General features: G+C 70.9%; 19 protein-coding genes. 16 read left to right on the top strand and 3 right to left on the bottom strand.

The features are described 5' to 3' along the window. From Q0W60_RS11780 to Q0W60_RS11730, 11 genes are all read left to right on the top strand, one after another. Positions 1-520 (top strand): cbb3-type cytochrome c oxidase subunit I (locus Q0W60_RS11780; RefSeq protein ID WP_297695792.1); only part of this gene is annotated, 520 nt, incomplete at its 5' end. 198 nt (positions 521-718) lie between these two features. Further along, on the top strand, positions 719-1,690 hold the full coding sequence (cyoE, locus tag Q0W60_RS11775) for a heme o synthase (RefSeq protein WP_297695790.1): 972 nt from the start codon (positions 719-721) through the stop codon (positions 1,688-1,690). Continuing rightward, the gene (locus Q0W60_RS11770; RefSeq protein WP_297695789.1) at positions 1,687-1,839 is read left to right on the top strand and encodes a hypothetical protein; all 153 of its coding nucleotides are present in this window, start codon (positions 1,687-1,689) and stop codon (positions 1,837-1,839) included. Before cyoE ends, Q0W60_RS11770 begins: the two co-directional genes overlap by 4 nt. Then, a complete protein-coding gene (locus Q0W60_RS11765; protein ID WP_297695787.1) occupies positions 1,817-2,425 on the top strand; it encodes a cytochrome c oxidase assembly protein in 609 nt (202 codons plus the stop codon). The genes Q0W60_RS11770 and Q0W60_RS11765 overlap by 23 nt, the downstream gene beginning before the upstream one ends. Positions 2,426-2,579: 154 nt before the next feature. Next, positions 2,580-3,461 carry a cytochrome c oxidase subunit 3 gene (locus Q0W60_RS11760; RefSeq protein ID WP_297695785.1) on the top strand — a complete coding sequence of 294 codons (882 nt, stop codon included), beginning with the start codon at positions 2,580-2,582 and terminating at the stop codon, positions 3,459-3,461. A gap of 6 nt (positions 3,462-3,467) precedes the next feature. Beyond that, positions 3,468-3,824 carry a DUF983 domain-containing protein gene (locus Q0W60_RS11755; protein WP_297695783.1) on the top strand — a complete coding sequence of 119 codons (357 nt, stop codon included), beginning with the start codon at positions 3,468-3,470 and terminating at the stop codon, positions 3,822-3,824. Next, positions 3,817-4,548 carry an SURF1 family cytochrome oxidase biogenesis protein gene (locus Q0W60_RS11750; RefSeq protein ID WP_297695781.1) on the top strand — a complete coding sequence of 244 codons (732 nt, stop codon included), beginning with the start codon at positions 3,817-3,819 and terminating at the stop codon, positions 4,546-4,548. The genes Q0W60_RS11755 and Q0W60_RS11750 overlap by 8 nt, the downstream gene beginning before the upstream one ends. Then, positions 4,548-5,939, top strand: coding sequence for a threonine synthase (gene thrC / locus Q0W60_RS11745; protein WP_297695779.1), 1,392 nt, complete (start codon positions 4,548-4,550; stop codon positions 5,937-5,939). The genes Q0W60_RS11750 and thrC overlap by 1 nt, the downstream gene beginning before the upstream one ends. Further along, on the top strand, positions 5,914-7,206 hold the full coding sequence (locus tag Q0W60_RS11740) for a pitrilysin family protein (protein ID WP_297695777.1): 1,293 nt from the start codon (positions 5,914-5,916) through the stop codon (positions 7,204-7,206). The genes thrC and Q0W60_RS11740 overlap by 26 nt, the downstream gene beginning before the upstream one ends. Before the next feature lie 39 nt (positions 7,207-7,245). Beyond that, positions 7,246-7,857: a GNAT family protein gene (locus tag Q0W60_RS11735; protein WP_297695775.1), complete on the top strand. Its 612-nt coding sequence runs from the start codon at positions 7,246-7,248 to the stop codon at positions 7,855-7,857. A 28-nt stretch (positions 7,858-7,885) separates the two neighbouring features. Further along, positions 7,886-9,559 (top strand): bifunctional diguanylate cyclase/phosphodiesterase, encoded by a 1,674-nt coding sequence (locus tag Q0W60_RS11730; protein ID WP_297695773.1) that lies wholly within the window; start codon positions 7,886-7,888, stop codon positions 9,557-9,559. Here the strand turns inward: Q0W60_RS11730 and Q0W60_RS11725 are convergent. Continuing rightward, positions 9,556-10,116, bottom strand: coding sequence for a YqgE/AlgH family protein (locus Q0W60_RS11725; protein ID WP_297695771.1), 561 nt, complete (start codon positions 10,114-10,116; stop codon positions 9,556-9,558). The genes Q0W60_RS11730 and Q0W60_RS11725 overlap by 4 nt on opposite strands. A gap of 116 nt (positions 10,117-10,232) precedes the next feature. Here Q0W60_RS11725 and Q0W60_RS11720 point away from each other — a divergent pair, with 116 nt between their 5' ends. After that, the gene (locus Q0W60_RS11720; RefSeq protein ID WP_297695769.1) at positions 10,233-10,715 is read left to right on the top strand and encodes a peroxiredoxin; all 483 of its coding nucleotides are present in this window, start codon (positions 10,233-10,235) and stop codon (positions 10,713-10,715) included. 7 nt (positions 10,716-10,722) lie between these two features. Here the strand turns inward: Q0W60_RS11720 and Q0W60_RS11715 are convergent, their stop codons facing one another. Then, positions 10,723-11,313, bottom strand: a complete 591-nt coding sequence (locus tag Q0W60_RS11715; RefSeq protein ID WP_297695767.1) for a DNA-3-methyladenine glycosylase — start codon at positions 11,311-11,313, stop codon at positions 10,723-10,725. A 14-nt stretch (positions 11,314-11,327) separates the two neighbouring features. Here Q0W60_RS11715 and Q0W60_RS11710 point away from each other — a divergent pair, with 14 nt between their 5' ends. After that, positions 11,328-12,509, top strand: coding sequence for an amidohydrolase family protein (locus Q0W60_RS11710; RefSeq protein ID WP_297695765.1), 1,182 nt, complete (start codon positions 11,328-11,330; stop codon positions 12,507-12,509). A gap of 9 nt (positions 12,510-12,518) precedes the next feature. Here the strand turns inward: Q0W60_RS11710 and Q0W60_RS11705 are convergent, their stop codons facing one another. After that, positions 12,519-14,267 carry an acyl-CoA dehydrogenase family protein gene (locus Q0W60_RS11705; protein ID WP_297695763.1) on the bottom strand — a complete coding sequence of 583 codons (1,749 nt, stop codon included), beginning with the start codon at positions 14,265-14,267 and terminating at the stop codon, positions 12,519-12,521. A 149-nt stretch (positions 14,268-14,416) separates the two neighbouring features. On the opposite strand from Q0W60_RS11705, the gene Q0W60_RS11700 reads away from it, so the two are divergent. From Q0W60_RS11700 to Q0W60_RS11690, 3 genes are read left to right on the top strand one after another with little or no spacing between them, the layout of a single operon-like run. Continuing rightward, positions 14,417-15,019, top strand: a complete 603-nt coding sequence (locus Q0W60_RS11700; protein WP_297695761.1) for a YceI family protein — start codon at positions 14,417-14,419, stop codon at positions 15,017-15,019. 6 nt (positions 15,020-15,025) lie between these two features. Then, positions 15,026-16,351, top strand: coding sequence for a YceI family protein (locus Q0W60_RS11695; RefSeq protein ID WP_297695758.1), 1,326 nt, complete (start codon positions 15,026-15,028; stop codon positions 16,349-16,351). Further along, positions 16,282-17,256, top strand: coding sequence for an L-threonylcarbamoyladenylate synthase (locus Q0W60_RS11690; protein WP_297695756.1), 975 nt, complete (start codon positions 16,282-16,284; stop codon positions 17,254-17,256). The genes Q0W60_RS11695 and Q0W60_RS11690 overlap by 70 nt, the downstream gene beginning before the upstream one ends. The last annotated feature ends 4 nt before the right edge of the window (positions 17,257-17,260 follow it).

Raw genomic sequence — 17,260 nt, 5'->3', positions numbered from 1 at the left:
CGTCTTCACGGTCGGCGGCGTCACCGGCGTGGTCCTCGCCAACGCCGGCCTCGATTTCCAATTCCAGGACACCTACTACGTGGTGGCTCACTTCCACTACGTGCTGAGCCTGGGCGCGGTCTTCGCGATCTTCGCGGGCTTCTACTACTGGTTCGAGAAGATGTGGGGCGTGAAATACCGCGAATGGCTCGCGGTCCTGCACTTCTGGATCACCTTCATCGGCGTGAACCTGATCTTCTTCCCGATGCACTTCCTGGGCCTGCAGGGCATGCCCCGGCGCTACGTGGATTACCCCGACGCCTTCACCTACTGGAACCAGGTCTCCTCGTTCGGTTACGTCGTGACGCTGGTGGGCGTGGGCGTCTTCCTGGTCGTCCTGCTCGACGCGATGGTGTTCCGCCGCAAGGCCGAGGCCAACCCGTGGGGCGAGGGCGCCACGACGCTGGAGTGGACGCTGCCCTCGCCGCCGCCGTTCCACCAGTTCAACGAGCTGCCGGTGATCAGGGCCGACATCCACTAGCCGGCGCCACCCTCCCCATTAATGAGGACGGGCGACAATCCGCCGAGCGAAGCGAAGAGCCGATGGTGGGAGGGGCGAGCAGTCGCACGGTCCGTGGCTCGCCCCCTCCACCACGCCCTCTGCGGGGCGCAGTTCCCCGCCCCCGTAGACGGCGGACGCAGGGAGCGCGCCCTTCGAGCATTTGAGAGTATAGACTTCATGTCCATGGCCCAGGCCGCCGACAGATCGCACGCGCCCGCCCGCTGGCAGGACTTCATCCAGCTGCTCAAGCCCCGGGTGATGTCGCTGGTGGTGTTCACCGCGCTCACCGGGCTCGTCTGCGCGGACCGGCCGCTCAACCCCGTGCTGGCGGCCGTGGCGATCCTCTGCATCGCCGTGGGCGCAGGCGCCTCGGGGGCGCTCAACATGTGGTATGACGCCGACATCGACGCGAAGATGCGCCGCACCCGCGGGCGGCCGGTGCCGGCCGGCCGGGTGCAGGGCGCCGATGCGCTGGCGCTAGGCGTCGTGCTGTCGATGTTCTCGGTGATGCTGATGGGCATGGCGCTGAACTGGTTCGCCGCGGCCCTGCTCGCCTTCACCATCTTCTTCTACGCGGTCGTTTACACGATCTGGCTGAAGCGCTGGACGGCGCAGAACATCGTCATCGGCGGGTTGGCCGGCGCCCTGCCGCCGGTGATCGGCTGGGCCGCAGCGACCGGCTCCGCGCCGCTGAACGCCTGGCTGCTCTGCGCGATCATCTTCTTCTGGACCCCGCCGCACTTCTGGGCGCTCTCGCTCTACACGCGCGAGGACTATGCCGAGGCCGGCGTGCCGATGATGCCCGTGGTGGCCGGCGCGGCCGCCACCCGCCGGCAGATCCTGATCTACTCGCTGCTGCTCATCCCGCTCTGCCTGGCGCCGGCCTTCACCGGCTTGGGGGGCCCGGTCTACCTCGGGGTCGCCGGCGCGGGCGGGCTGATGTTCCTGCTGCTCGCGGTCCGCCTGCTCCGCAGCCACGCGGGCGAGACGCCGGACGCGCGCAAGGATGGGCTCTACGATGTCCGCGCCGGGGCCAGGGACGCGCGCAATCTGTTCGCCTTCTCGATCCTCTACCTGGCGCTGATCTTCGCGACCCTGTTGGGCGAGCACTTGGTGGGCGCGGCCCCGCTGACGCCGCTCCTCAGATGAGCGATCCGAACCGCGAGACCGAGACCGAGATGAAGGCGCGCAGCGGCCGCAATCTCGCCATCGCGATAGGTCTTTTCGCCTTCGTCGTCATCGTCTTCGTCGTCACCATCATCCATCTGCGCAGCAATGTCGCCGTCCCGCACTCCTGAGCCCCCAGGTCTCGATCGACAGCTCCGACGCAACCGCAACGTCGCGATCGTCTGCGCGGCGGTGTTCCTGGGCATGGTGGGCGCAGCGTTCGCCGCGGTGCCGGCCTATCGCGCGTTCTGCCAGGCGACCGGCTACGGCGGCACGGTGAGCCGGGCCGAACGCGCGCCGGACACGGTCATCGACCGGCAGCTGACGGTGAGCTTCGACACCAATGTGCGCGATCTGCCCTGGACGTTCACGCCCGAGCAGCGCTCGCAGACCATGAACCTCGGCGAGACCAAGATCGCGGTCTTCAAGGTGACCAACAATGCCGACCATCCGATCACCGCGCGGGCGCTGTTCAACGTCGCCCCCGACCAGGCCGGCGCCTACTTCCGCAAGCTGCAGTGCTTCTGCTTCTCCGACCAGACGGTGGGCGCCCGCCAGACCGTGGAGATGCCGGTGCTCTACTTCGTCGACCCGAAGTTCGCGCAGGACATCAACACCCGGAACTTCACCGACGTGACGCTCTCCTACACCTTCTTCCCGGCGGTCGACGCCAAGCCGCAGCAAGCCGCCGCGGCGGCGACGAAACCGAAGGCCTAGGCCGTGATCGGCAGCGCGCGCGCCGCCCGCCGGACGAGGGCGGCCTTTCCCCTTGAGGGGACGGCCGACGCAGGGCTATAGCGTCCGCGACCCTGGTCACGCGCCGCCCGGCTGGCGCCGCGCGCGGGGGGACTTGTGAGGGATTAGGACCGCGATGGCCCACGGCGACGTCAAGCACGACTACCACCTGGTCAATCCGAGCCCGTGGCCGCTGATCGGCGCCATCGCGGCGACGATGATGGCCATGGGCGGCGTGGCCTGGCTGAAGGGCCTGTTCGGCATCCCGCAGCACAATCCGATCCTGTTCTTCGTGGGCGTCGCGGGCGTGCTCTACACCATGTTCGGCTGGTGGCGGGACGTGGTGAAGGAGGCCAACGAGGGCGACCACACCCCGGTCGTCTCGATCGGCCTGCGCTACGGCATGATCCTGTTCATCGCATCCGAGGTGATGTTCTTCGTCGCGTGGTTCTGGATCTTCTTCGAGATGGCGCTGTTCCATCACCACCGGACGCTTGGATCGATCGACGAGGTGAGGGCCGCCTGGGCCACCTGGCCGCCGAAGGGCGTCGAGACGGTGCCGCCCTGGAACCTGCCGCTGGTCAACACCCTGACGCTGCTGCTCTCGGGCACGACGGTGACCTGGGCGCACCACGCCCTGCAGCAGGGCGATCGCCGCGACGCCAAGATCGGGCTCTTCCTGACGATCTGCCTGGGCGTCCTGTTCACCTCGATCCAGGCCTACGAGTACACGCACATCGTGACGCACAAGGAGTTCTTCTCCGCCGATGCGGCGAACTCCGGCCTGTACGGCTCGGCCTTCTTCATGGCCACCGGCTTCCACGGCTTCCACGTGATCATCGGGACCATCTTCCTGACGGTCTGCCTGATCCGCCTGTTCATGGGCGGCTTCTCGCCGAAGCAGCACTTCGGCTTCGAGGCGGCCGCCTGGTACTGGCACTTCGTCGACGTGGTCTGGCTGTTCCTGTTCGCCTTCATCTACGTGATCTTCGGCGCGCACGGCGGCGCAGCCGGCTGAGGCGGCATGGACAAGCCCAGAGCCCTGGCCGCGGGCGCGCTCGGCCGCTGCCCGGAATGCGGCGAGGGTCATCTGTTCGAGGGCTTCCTGAAGGTCGCGCCGCGCTGCGAGGCCTGCGGCTACGATCTGGCGAAAGCCGACTCCGGCGACGGTCCGGCGGTTTTCGTGATCCTGATCGGCGGCTTCCTCTCCGCCTTCGGGGCGCTGTTCACCGAGGTGGCGCTCGATCCGCCCATCTGGGTGCTGCTGGTCGTCTGGCTGCCGATGACCCTCATCATCTGCCTGGTCCTGCTGCGGCCCATGAAGGGGCTGATGCTCGCCGCGCAGTTCAGCAACAAGGCCTCCGAAGCCCGCCATGACTGAGGCTCCCGCGGAACGCCGCGGCGGCTTCCCGTTCGGGCTCACCCTGACCGTCGCCATCGCATTTGCGCTGCTGGTCGGCCTGGGTGTCTGGCAGCTCCAGCGGCTGAAGTGGAAGGAAGCCATCCTGGCCCATATCGCGGCGCTGCAGACCGCGAAGCCGCAGCCGCTGAGCTCGGTGCTGGACGCCGTGGCGCAGGGGCGCGATGCGGACTACACGCGCGCGGCCGTCACCTGCCCGGGCCTGTCGCGCGCGCCCTTCCTCGAGCTCTATGCGCTGCAGGGCCCGCAGGCGGGCGCACGGCTGATCTCCGCCTGCCCGGTGGAGAGCGCGGCCTACCGGACGATCCTGGTCGACCGCGGCTTCCTGCCCGACACCGTCGCCGAACGGCCCGCCGTCGACCCCGCCGACCGCACCCCGGTGGCGATCACCGGCATCCTGCGCAAGCCCGCCCGCCCGGGTTGGCTCGCGCCGAAGAACCGGCCGCCCCTCTGGTTCGTCCGCGACGTGCCGGCCATGGCCCGGACCCTCGGCGCGCCGTCTCCCGCGCCGGTGATGCTGATGGCCGAGACGGCCGCCAATCCGGAGCTCAAGGCCCTCACGCCCTCGCCGCTGCCGCTCGACATCCCCAACCGCCATCTCGAGTATGCGCTGACCTGGTTCGGCCTTGCCGGGGCTCTGCTCGCCGTCTATGCGGCGAGGCTGTTTGGCAGGAACCCGGGCTGATGCGCTTCATCTCCACCCGCGGGCAGGCGCCTGCGGTGGGCTTCTCCGACGCGGTGCTGGGCGGGCTGGCGCCTGACGGCGGGCTCTACACGCCGGAAGCCTGGCCGCAGCTCGAGACCTCGGAGATCCGCGGCTTCCTCGGGCGGCCCTACGCCGAGGTGGCCGCACGCGTGATCGGCGCCTTCGCAGACGGCGAGATCCCGACCGAGCTGATGGCCGAGATGTGCGCCGAGGCCTACGGGACCTTCAACCACCAAGCCGTGGTCCCGCTGGTGCAGCTGTCGCCGAGCGCCTTCCTGGCTGAGCTGTTCCACGGTCCGAGCCTCGCCTTCAAGGACGTGGCCATGCAGATCCTGGCCCGCCTGTTCGACCATCTGCTGGGCCGCCAGGGTCGCACGCAGACCATCCTGTGCGCCACCTCCGGCGACACCGGCGGGGCGGCGGTGGAGGCCTTCCGGGGGCGCAGGAACGTCAGGCTCGTGGCGCTGTTCCCCGAGGGGCGGATCTCCGAGGTCCAGCGCCGGTTCATGACCACCGCCGAGGAACCCAATGTCGCCTGCGTGGCGGTGGCGGGGACGTTCGACGATTGCCAGGCGATCGTGAAGGGCGCCTTCCAGGATCCGGTGCTGCGCCAGGCGGTGGACCTCTCGGGGGTGAACTCGATCAACATCGCCCGGATCGCCGCGCAGGCGGTCTACTACTTCACGACCGCCGTGGCGCTGGGCGCGCCGGACCGGCCCGTCGCCTTCGTCACGCCGTCCGGCAATTTCGGCGACGCCTTCGCGGGCTACGCCGCCAAGCGGATGGGCCTGCCGATCAGCCGGATCGTCGCGGCCACCAACGCCAACGACATCCTGGCGCGCGCCTTCGCCGAGGGCCGCTATGCGCGGGCCGAGGTGCAGCCGACGATCTCGCCGGCCATGGACATCCAGGCCGCGTCGAACTTCGAGCGGCTCTATTTCGAGGCCGTGCGGCGGGAGCCGGCGGAGACCGCGCGCGCCTTCCAGGCGTTTTCGACCGCCGGCGCCATCGACATCCCGCCCCTGGCGCATTCGACCATGCGTGAGCTGTTCACCGGCGTGAGCGTGCCCGAGGACGAGGTCCGCCGCACGATGGTGGCGACCCTGAACCAGACGGGCGAGCTGATCGATCCGCACACGGCGGTCGGCGTGGCGGCGCTCAATCGGTGCGGCGATCTCGGCTGGCCGGCGGTGGTGCTGGCCACCGCGCACCCCGCCAAGTTCCCGGACGACGTCGCGGCGGTGACCGGCGTGCGGCCGGAGCCGCCGCAGGGTTGCGCCAATCTCGCCCGCAAGCCCGAGCGGTATGACCGGCTGCCGGCCGACGCCGAGACGATCAAGGCCTATGTCCGCACCTTCGCCGAAGCCTGAGCCCCTCCGCGCCCGACTGCACCGGCTCGCCAACGGGGTGCGGGTGGTCTGCGACCCGCTTCCCGGGCTGCAGACCGTGGCGCTGTCGGTCGTGGCCGGCCGCGGCGCCCGCATCGAGGACGAGGCGCGCTCCGGCTGGTCGCACCTTCTGGAGCACATGGTCTTCAAGGGCGCGGGCCGACGCACGGCGCGCGAGCTCGTCGAGGCGATCGAGGCCGAGGGGGGGCAGATCAACGCGGCGACCGGCTACGAGCGAACGAGCTTCCAGGTGCGCGCGCTGGCCCATGGCCTGGAACTGGGCTCGGCGGTGACGGCCGACCTGGTGCAGCGCCCGCGGCTGGAGAGCGACGACCTGCGGCGCGAGAAGCAGGTGGTGGCCCAGGAGATCGCCGAGGCCGCCGATACGCCGGACGACCTGATCTTCGACCTCGCCCAGGAGGCGGCCTTCGCCGGGCATCCGCTGGGACGTCCGATCCTCGGCACCACGGCCTCCATCGGCCGCTCGACGCCCGAGGCGCTGGCGGCCTGGCGCGACGTCCTCTACGCGCCCGAAACCCTGGTCGTGAGCGCCGCCGGCGCGGTCGACGAGGACCGGCTCCTGAAGCTCGCCGAACGCGACTTCGGGGCCATGGCGCCGGGCGCGGCGGCGCCCGCGCCCGCCCCGGCCGTGTTCGCCGGCGGCCTGCGGCGGACCGCCAAGAGCCTGGAGCAGGCCAATCTGGTGATCCTGCTGCCGGCGATCGGCGCCACCGATCCCGACTACTTCGCCCTTCGGCTGCTCGCCGAGATCCTGGGCGGCGGCATGGCCTCCCGCCTGTTCCAGGAGGCGCGCGAGAAGCGTGGGCTCGCCTACGCGATCGACGCCTATGCGGAGACCTACGCTGACGCCGGCGTGCTGGGCGTGTTCGCCGGCTGCGCGGCGGCCGACGCCGCCGAGCTCGCGCGGGTCACGGCCGATGAGCTGAAGGGGATGGCCGAGGTGGCCGAGCCGGAGCTCGCGCGCGCCAAGGCGCAGCTCAAGGGCGCGATGTTCATGAGCCGCGAATCGGCGCTCGCCCGCGCCGAGCAGGCCGCCGCCCAGGTGCTGCTGTTCGGCCGGCCGCTCGATCCCGAGGAGATCGCTGCCGATGTGGATGCTGTGACCCCGGCCGACCTCGCCCGCCTCGCGGGCCGGATTTTCGCGCCTCGCCGCGTCGCCATGGCGGTGCTGGGTCCGAAGGCGGCGCTCCCCGCAGCGGAGGCCTTCCAGCGCGCGCTGTTCGGCTAGAGGCTTGACCGCGCGGCGGATTCGGCGACCCTGCGGACAATGGCGCTCTTGGACTGGATCGCCCCGGAGAGCGGGCTCAGGGTGGAAGGCGAAGGCGTGGTGCTGCGCCCGCCGCGGGCCGCCGACTACCAGGACTGGCGCGACCTGCGCGCCGCCTCGCGGGCCTTCCTGCAGCCCTGGGAGCCGACCTGGCCGGCCGACGACCTGAGCCGCGCGGCGTTCCGCCGGCGGCTCGCCGCCTACGCCCGCGACCGGGAGCTTGGCGCGGCCTACGCCTTCTTCGTGCACCGGGCGGCGGACGAGGCGCTGAGCGGCGGCATCACGCTCTCGAACGTGCGCCGCGGCGTCGCCCAGATGGGAACGGTCGGCTACTGGTGCGGCGAGCGTTATGCGCGGCAGGGGCTGACGCTCGCCGCGGTCCGCGCGCTAAGCGATTTCGCCTTCCGCGCGCTCGGCCTGCACCGGCTCGAGGCCGCCTGCATCCCGGAGAACCAGCCGTCGCGCGACCTGCTGCTGAAGGCCGGCTACGCCGAGGAGGGCTACGCCAAGTCTTATCTGAAAATTAACGGCGTTTGGCGAGACCATGTGCTGTTCGGCCAGGTGTCGCCCCTGCGCGGCGTCGAGCGGCCGGACGAAGGGGTGTCGGTCTGACCGGGCGCCCGCCAAGCTGGGCGTACTCTTGGTCACACCGAACGAGCGCTGGTTCTGGGACGCGACGACCGCGCTGGAGGCGCTGGGCGCGGCCGACATCGCGCTCTGGATCTGGGAGCCGGAGAAGGACCGGCTGAAGCTCACCGGCGCCTCGCGGGCGCTGGGGCTCGGCCCGCTGTCGCCGGACTGCTCCTCCGCCGCGCTGCGGGCGCTCGCCTTGCCGCAGGACCGCGCCAACGCCGACGACATCCTGCGGGTGCGCGAACCCGGTTCGGAGGTCGCCGTGCGGCTTCGCCTGCGGGGCGGCGGCGCATGCCTCTGGCGCGGACTGTGGCTGGAGGAGGGCTGCCGGGCGGCCGGCGTGGTGGCCCTGGAGGCCAAGTTCGCGGCGACCGAGACCGACCCGCTGACCGGCCTGATGGACCGGCGCAGCTTCATCGCCCACGCCCGCGAACGGCTGCAGCAGGATGGCCGCCACGAGCTGATCGTCGCCGACCTCGACCGGTTGCGGCGGTTGAACGAGGCGCTGGGACACGAGCGCGCCGACCTGGTGCTGGCGGCGCTGGGCTCGCGCCTGGCGGCCGCGTTCCCGGCGGACGCCCTCCTGGCGCGGATCGGCGAGGACGAGTTCGCCGCGCTGGCGCCCGCCGCCCTGTCGCCAGGTCCGGACGCGCTGCGCCGGGCCCTGGAGCAGCCGTTGCGGGTGGCGGGCTTCGACATCCATCCGACGCTCTCGATCGGGGCGGTGGAGGCAGAAGGCGGAGAGGACGCCGCCGAAGCCGCCGAGCTCCTGCGGCGCGCGGAGCTGGCGGTGGAGAGCGCAAAGAGCCATGGGCGCGGCCACGCGGCCGCCTACGGCCGGACGCTGGAGACCGACGGGCTGTCGCGGCTGGCGCTGGAGGGCGATCTGCGCGGCGCGCTCGGCCGCGGCGAGCTGGTGCCGTTCTACCAGCCGATCGTCAGGCTCTCGACGGGGGCGCTCTCCGGCTTCGAGGCGCTGGTGCGCTGGCGCCATCCGCGACGCGGCCTGCTCACGCCCGAGCAGTTCCTGCCGCTGATCGAGGAGATGGGGCTGATGCGCGAGCTGGGCGCGATGATGATGCGCGCGGCGGCCCGCCAGCTCGCCGAATGGCGCGCCCGCCACCGCGCCGCGGGCGAGATGACCGTGGCGGTGAACCTCTCCACGGGCGAGATCGACCGTCCGCACCTGCTGGAGGATGTCGCCGCCATCCGCGAAGAGACGGGCCTCCCCCCCGGGGCGCTCAAGCTCGAGGTCACCGAGAGCGACGTGATGCGTGACCCGGACCGGGCCGCGGTGGTGCTGGCGGAGCTCCGCAAGGCCGGGGTCGCCCTGGCCCTCGACGACTTCGGCACCGGATTCTCGTCGCTGTCATACCTGACGCGCCTGCCGTTCGACACGCTGAAGGTCGATCGCTACTTCGTGCGCACCATGGCCACGGACGAGGGCTCGGCGAAGATCGTCTCCTCGGTGGTGAAGCTGGGCCGGGACCTGTCGCTGGAGGTGGTGGCTGAAGGCGTCGAGAACGCCGGCATGGCCCGCCAGCTGCTCGCGCTGGGCTGCGACTACGGCCAGGGCTTCGGCTATGCGCCGGCGCTCTCGGCGCAGGAGGCCGAGGTCTATCTCAACGAGAGCTATGTGGATGGGGCTGCGCCGGTGAAGGCGAGCGGCTCGCGGGGCTAGGCCCGGCCGGCGTAGCTCGAGAGCCGATCGGGGTCGACCCCGATCTTGGCCAGCGCGTGGGCCCACTTGTGATCGTAGTCCGGGCCGAAGACCAGGGCGTCATCCGAGTCGCAGGTGAGCCAGACGTTCTCCTTGATCTCCTTCTCGAGCTGGCCGGCGCTCCACCCCGCATATCCAAGCGCCAGGATCGAGCGGCGCGGATGGCGGTTGTGGCTGGCCATCGCTTCCAGGACGTCGCGCGTGGCGGTGAGCGCCAGCCCCGCGCCGACCTCGACGGTGTGCTCGGACCGATAGTCGTCGGTGTGCACCACGAAGCCGCGTTCCCGCTCGACCGGGCCGCCCATCAGCACCAGGTCGGCCGGCACTGTGATGTTCGACTTGATGTCGAGGCGCGCCAGGATGTCGGGCAGCGTCAGGCCCTCGACCGGCCGGTTCACCGCCACGCCCATGGCGTGCTGCGCGTCATGGGCGCAGATCAGGATCAGGGCGCGCTCGAACCGCGGGTCGGAGATTCCCGGCATGGCGATGAGCAGCTGGCCGGCGAAGAAGCCTTGCATCGGCTCCCAATTTGGCGGGGATGATGGCGCTTTCAAGGGCCCGAAGACGCCTGCGCGGTTGCGGCGCGGCCAAGAGGGCTTATGTGGCTGGCTCAAGCATTCCAGGAGGCACGCCCATGACCATCAAAGTCGGCGACAAGCTGCCGAACGTCACCCTCACCCAGGCGACCGCCGAAGGGCCGAAGCCGGTTTCGACCGAAGAGTTCTTCAAGGGCAAGCGGGTGGCGCTGTTCGCGGTGCCAGGCGCGTTTACGCCCACCTGTTCGGCCAAGCACCTGCCGGGCTTCAAGCAGAAGGCCTCCGAGATCCGCAGCAAAGGCGTCGACGTGATCGCCTGCGTCGCCGTGAACGACGCCTTCGTGATGCGCGCGTGGGCCGAGGATCAGGCGATCGGCGAGGACATCGTCATGCTGGCCGACGGCGGCGGCGACTTCACCCGCGCCGTCGGGTTGGAGCTCGACGCCTCGCGCTTCGGCATGGGCAAGCGCTCGCAGCGCTACTCCATGATCGTCGACGACGGAGTGGTGAAGGAGCTGAACATCGAGCAGGGCGGCGAGTTCCGCGTCTCCTCGGCGGAATACATGCTCGAACAGCTGTAGCTTCCGATCAGGTTGCGAACGGGCGGCTCAGGAAACTCGAGCCCTTCAGCCCGAAGCGCCACGGAAGCTCGGCCGCGCGGGTGATGCCGATGCGCAGGCCGGCGACCACGGCCGGCGCGTCGGCAGGGGCCACCAAGCCGAACGGCGGCTCATCCATGGCCAGCCCGTCGTGCGCGCGGCTGATCGCGAGCGCCTGACAAAGCTTGCCCGGCCCCGAGCAGAGTCGGCGCACGTCCCCCAGGCCACGGCGGGCGCGCATGAGCTCGATCCCCTGGGTCGGCTCCAGCGCCCGGATCAGCACCGCGCTGCCGGGTTCAGGCCCGCAGACCAGGTTCAGGCACCAGTGGATCCCATACGAGCGGTAGACGTAGGCGCGGCCCGGGGGGCCGAACATCACCGCGTTGCGAGGCGTCGGCCCGGGGAAGCTGTGCGAGGCCGGATCGGCGCGGTGGTAGGCCTCGGTCTCGACCACCACGCCGCCGACGCCGTCCGACGTGAGCGTCCAGCCGATCAGCGCCCGGGCCGCCTCGACCGGCGGCAGGGCGAAGAGCGCCGCTTGACGGCTCTCCGGACGGGGGCGTGAAATGTCGGCCGACATAGGAAGGATGTGGCATGCCGTACGCCGAGGGCCAAACCATCCACGACGCCGACTCCCACGTGATGGAGCTGCCGGGGACGATCACCGAGTACGTCGATCCCAAGGTCCGCGCCGTGTTCGCCGAGAAGACCGCCAAGAAAAACGCCATCGGCGATTGGGTCGCCCAGGCTCGGGCGCAGCATGACGATCCCGAATTCCGGGCCGGCGACGAGGCGAACCTGCTCCTGCGCAAGAACTACCAGGCGCTGGGCGCCTTCCGCAAAGACGACCGGCCGCGCACGCTCGACCTGCTGGGCTTCGCGAGCCAGCTGGTGTTCACCACCGCCGCGCTCGGCAACTACGGGCTGGAGGAGGCCGGCGACGTCGACCTCGCCGTCGAGGCGGCGCGCGCCCACAACCGCATGATGGCCGACTTCTGTTCGGTGGACCGCCGCCTGCTGGCGACCGGCTATGCGCCGCTGATCGACCGTCAGCGTGCGCCGGAGATCGCCCGCGAGGCGATCGAGCTCGGCTGCAAGGGCGTGATCATTCCCTCGCGTCATCCGCCGGGTTTCTCGCCGAGCCACATCGAGCTCGATCCGCTCTGGGCGCTGATGCAGGAGGCGGGCCTGCCGATCCTGTTCCACGTCGGCGGCGAGAAGAAGATGGACAAGGATTACCTGGAGAACGGCCTGCCTTTCGTGCGCGACTTCCACGGCGGGGCGGAGAACTTCACCTCGCTCACCTTCATGGCGATCCCGCTGTCGGTCTGGCAGACGCTTTCAGCGCTGGTGATCGACGGGGTGTTCGATCGCTTCCCGAGGCTGAAGTTCGGCGCGATCGAGCTCGGCGCCTCGTGGCTGCCCAGCCTGATGAAGTTCATGGATTCCGGCGCTGCGGCGTTCGGCAAGGAGGAGCGGCTGCAGAAGCTCTCCAGCCGGCCCTCGGAAATCCTGCGCCGGCAGCTCAGGGTCACGCCGTATCCTCACGAGGACGCCCGCTGGATCATCGAGAACTCGGGCGATGAGATGTGCCTGTTCTCCTCCGATTTCCCGCACGTCGAGGGCGGCCGCAATCCCCTGAAACGGTTCGGCGACAGCCTGCAGGGGCTGCCGGAGCCGGCGAAGCGCCGCTTCTACCGCGACAACTTCATCGACCTGATGGGCGCCGGACTCGATCCTGCGCTGCACGACCTGCCGGAACTGGCCGCGGCCTGAGCCAAGGCCTCAGCCGGTCAGCGCCTCGGCCGCTGTCGCCTCCAGGTCCTCCGCCCCGTCCATGAGCCCGTCGGCCAGCGCCGGCGCCTGGGCCAGCACCTGGCTGGCGTAAAGGCGGGCAAGCGCGGCCTTGCCCTTGAGCCAGGGGTCCGGCGATCCGGCGGCGGCGAGCGCCTGGCGGCCGAGCATCCAGCCGCCGATCACGTCGCCGGCGAGCTTCAAGTACGGCGTGGCGGCGGCGAGCGCGTCCGGGCCCCGATGGGCCAACAGCCAGTCGGTGGCGTGCTCCAGCGCCGCCGCGCCCTGGGCGAGCCGCCGGCCGAGCTTGGCGAGCTCCTCCGTGTCGGTGAGCGTCTGGGCGGTGAGCAGCATCTCGGCGCAGAGCTCGCGGACCACCGCGCCGTCGGCCATCGGCGCCTTGCGGCCAACCAGGTCGTTGGCCTGGATGCCGTTGGCGCCCTCGTAGATCGGCGCGATGCGGGCGTCGCGATAGTGCTGGGCCGCGCCGGTCTCCTCGATAAAGCCCATGCCGCCGTGCACCTGGACGCCCAGCGAGGCGACCTCGACGCCGACGTCCGTCGACCAGGCCTTGGCGATGGGCGTGAGCAGCTCCTGGCGCGCGCCGGCGGCCGCGCGCTCCTCCTGCGTCTCCGCCAGCCGTGCGAGGTCGGCGAGCACGCCGGTGGTCAGGCAGATCGCCCGCGCCGCCTCGATCTTGGCCTTCATCAGCATCAGCGTGCGGCGCACGTCCGGGTGGGCGTAGATCGGGGCGGGATAGTCGCCGGACCACACCGCGCGGCCCTGGCGGCGTTCCTGGGCGAAGGCCAGCGCCTGCTGGAATGCGCGCTCGGCGATCGCCACGCCCTGCACCCCCACCTGCAGGCGCGCGGCGTTCATCATGACGAACATGTGCGGCAGGCCCTGGCCGAGCTCGCCGACCAGTTCGGCGCGCGCCCCTTCGTAGAGCATGACGCAGGTGGGCGAGCCGTGGATGCCGAGCTTGTGCTCGATGGAGGCCGGGCGCAGGTCGTTCGGGCCGCCCAGCGAGCCGTCCTCGTTGACCAGACGCTTGCTGGCGAGGAACAGGCTGATCCCCTTGACGCCCGGTGGCGCATCCGGCGTACGGGCGAGCACCAGGTGGCAGATGTTGTCGGCGACGTCGTGGTCGCCCCAGGTGATGAAGATCTTCTGGCCGGTGAGGCGGAAGCCGCCGGCGCCGTCGGGCTCGGCGCGGGTGGTGAGCGCCGCGAGATCCGATCCCGCCTGCGGCTCGGTGAGATTCATGGTACCCGTCCACTCGCCCGAGACCAGCCTCGGTAGGACGAGCCGCTTCTGACGCTCCGTGCCGTGCTGGCTGAGCGCCTCGATGGCGGCCTGGGTCAGCATCGGGCAGAGGCCGAAGGCCATGTTCGCGGCGTGCACCATCTCGAATACGGCGAGCTCCAGCGCCTTGGGGAGGCCCTGGCCGCCGAACCCCGGGTCGGCCGACAGGGAGTTCCAGCCGCCCGCGGCGAAGGCCCTGTAGGCTTCGGCGAAGCCCGGCGCGGCCGTCACTCGGCCGTTCTCATAGCGAGCGCCTTCGATGTCGCCACGGCGATTGAGCGGGGCGAGCTCAGCCTCGACGAACCCGCCGGCGGCCTGCAGCACCGCCCTGACGGTGTCGGCGTCGAGGTCCGGGAAGACGCGGGCGAGCAGGGCGGGGTGGCCGACCGTCTGCAGCGCGAAAGCGAGGTCGCGGACCGGCGCGCGGAAGGACATCTGGTCGGGCTCCCGTGATAGGACGGCCGCCCTTCTAGTCCGAGGCCGCGGGGTCAGGGAATAAGCGACATCGGGGCGCCGTCTTTAAGCCAAGCTTGGGAACCAAGCTCATTGGCCACCATCTGATGGGCAGAGCGGAAGGACCCGCCATGATACGAACCGCGGCTGCTGTCGTGACGCTCAGCCTGACCCTGGTGGGCGCCGCCGCCGCCAAACCGGTGAGCCGCGACCCGGCGAAGGTCCCGGCCGGCGCCTATGTGCTGGACAAGCCGCACGCCAGCCTGATCGCCAAGATCGCCCACCTGGGCGGCTTCTCGTGGCTGACCATGCGCTTCGACAGGCTGGACGGCTCGTTCACCTACGATCCCGCCAACTGGCGCGCGACAAAGCTCAGCTTCAGGGTCGATCCTGCCTCGGTGGACACCGGCTCGCCCGGCTTCAACAAGCAGATCGCCGGCTATTTCGACGTCGGCAAGTATCCGACGATCACCTTCGTTTCGACGGGGATCACCGGCGGGGAGAACGGCGAAGGGGTGGTGAACGGCGATCTGACCTTCCACGGCGTCACCAAGCCGGTGGCGCTCAAGGTGAGGTTCAATGGCGTGGGCCCCGGCCTGCTCGGCGCAGGCACCCGCGTGGGCTTCTCGGGGACGACGCAAATCAACCGCACCGAGTTCGATGAGCGCGCGGTGCGCCAGTTCGCCGGCGACGACGTCGATCTCAGCTTCGAGGTCGAGTTTGCGAAGAAGTAGTCCCCCATGACCACCGCAGTCGCTCGCGAACCGGCCGCCGCCGCGAGCGGCCGCTACTCGGCCGTCGCCGTCCTGCTGCACTGGCTGATCGCGGCCGGCATCGTGCTGCAGGTGACGCTCTCCTACCGGATGGGCGGGCCGCCGACGCCGACCAGCTTCGCGGTGACCCAGCTGCACAAGTCGGTCGGGATCACCATTCTGCTCCTCAGCCTCGTCCGCATCGCCTGGCGGCTGATGAACCGGCCGCCGCCGATGCCGCAGACCATGGCCCGCTGGGAGCGAGAGCTCGCGCGCGTGGTGCACGTGGGCTTCTACGTGATCATGATCGGCATGCCGCTGACCGGCTGGGTCATGGTCTCGGCGAGCCGGATCGCAGTCCCGACGCTGCTCTACGGCGCGATTCCGTGGCCGAGCTTTCCGGGCCTGTCGGACCTTGCGCCGGGCGCGAAGCGGATGTGGCGCGACGCCGGCGAGACCAGCCACGTCGTGCTGTCCAAGTTCATCTACGTGCTGCTCGCTCTGCATGTCGCCGGCGCCCTCAAGCATCAGCTGTTCAGCCGCGACGAGCCGGTGCTCGCGCGCATGGCGCCGGGCGCGATCACCGGGCGCTGGTTCGAACTCCGGCTGATCGCCATCGCGGCCGCCTTCTTCGGCGTGATCGCCTTCGGCTGGCTGGTCACGCCGCCGCGGCCTGGCATGGCCGCCACGCCGGCCCCCGTCGCTCAGAAAAGGGCCGTCCGTCCGCAGGCGGACGCCGCAACGCAAGCGGCCGCGCCCCTGGCCGCCGCTGCGCCCGGGCCGCCAGGTCGGGCCGCCGCTCCAGCTCCGGCCGCCGCTCCGGCGCGTTGGATCGTCCAGCCGGGCTCGACGCTCGGATTCCAGACCGCCTGGAGCGGCCAGCCGCTCAGCGGCCGGTTCGACAAGTGGAAGGCCGACATCCTGTTCAGCCCGGACGCGCTCGACCGCTCGCGGCTCAGCGTCACCATCGACGTGGGCTCGGTGAACACCGGCGACCAGCAGAGGGACGCCTCGTTGCCGAGCGACGACTGGTTCGACGCGACGGCGCATCCGCAGGCGACCTTCACCGCGAGCCGTTTCTCGAAGTCCGGCGCCGATCGTTACGTGGCGCACGGCCGGCTTTCGCTGCGCGGCGTGAGCCGGCCCGTCGACCTGCCGTTTCGTCTGCACATCACCGGCGACAAGGCCGAGGCGAGCGGTGTAACCAGCCTGGACCGGACCGCGTTCGGCGTAGGCCAGGGCGAGTGGAAGCAGACCGATCAGATCCCGGCGAAGGTGACGGTGAGCGTGCATCTGACGGCGAAGCGCGGCTAGTCCACGCGGTCGCCGCGCTTCGGGCCGGCGGGCTGGTCATCGTACCGACCGAGACGGTTTACGGCCTGGCGGCCGATGCGGCGAATGCGCGGGCCGTGGCGGCGCTCTACGAGGCCAAGGGCCGGCCGAGGTTCAATCCGCTCATCGCGCACGTCGCCGACGTGGCGGCGGCGCGCCGTCTCGCGCGCTTCGATGCGCGCGCCGAGGCGCTGGCCGCGCGCTTCTGGCCCGGGCCGCTGACGCTCGTCCTGCCGGTCGCCGATTCCGCCGCGGTCTGCGACCTCGCCCGCGCAGGACTCGACACGGTGGCGGTCCGCGCGCCCAGCCATCCCTTGACCCGCCGGCTGCTGGCGATGTTCGGCGCCCCGCTGGTCGCGCCGTCCGCCAATCGGTCGGGCCGGCCCAGTCCCACGACGTTCGCCGACGCCTGCGAGGAGACCGGCGCGGCCGCGGCCGAGGCGCTCGACGGGGGGGCCTGCGAGATCGGTCTGGAGTCGACAGTCGTCGGGCTCGTCGATGTCCCGCGTCTGTTGCGCCCAGGCGCGGTCACGCGGACCGAGATCGAGGCGACGACGGGGCCGCTCGCAGAAGCCGAGGCGGACGCCAGGCGCTCGCCGGGCCGGCTGGCGCGCCACTATTCGCCCGACCTCCCGCTGCGGCTGAATGCGGCGCAGCCCGAGCCCGGAGAAGCCTATCTCGCCTTCGGCCCGGCGCCTGCGGGCCAGAGGGTGTTGAGCCTCAGCACCTCGCGCGACCTGAGGGAAGCCGCCGCCAATCTGTTCAGCTGCCTGCGCGCCGCCGACCGCTCCGGGGCCTCGGGCATCGCCGTCGCCGCCATCCCGCAGACAGGCCTCGGCGAGGCGATCAACGACCGGCTGCGCCGGGCGGCAGGCTTTGTTGGCTGAGCCG

The sequence above is a fragment of the Phenylobacterium sp. genome, from assembly GCF_025934275.1.
Classification (GTDB): Bacteria; Pseudomonadota; Alphaproteobacteria; order Caulobacterales; family Caulobacteraceae; genus Phenylobacterium.
Note: the sequence above shows the minus strand (reverse complement) of the source record. Positions and strands in the feature narration are given on the sequence as shown.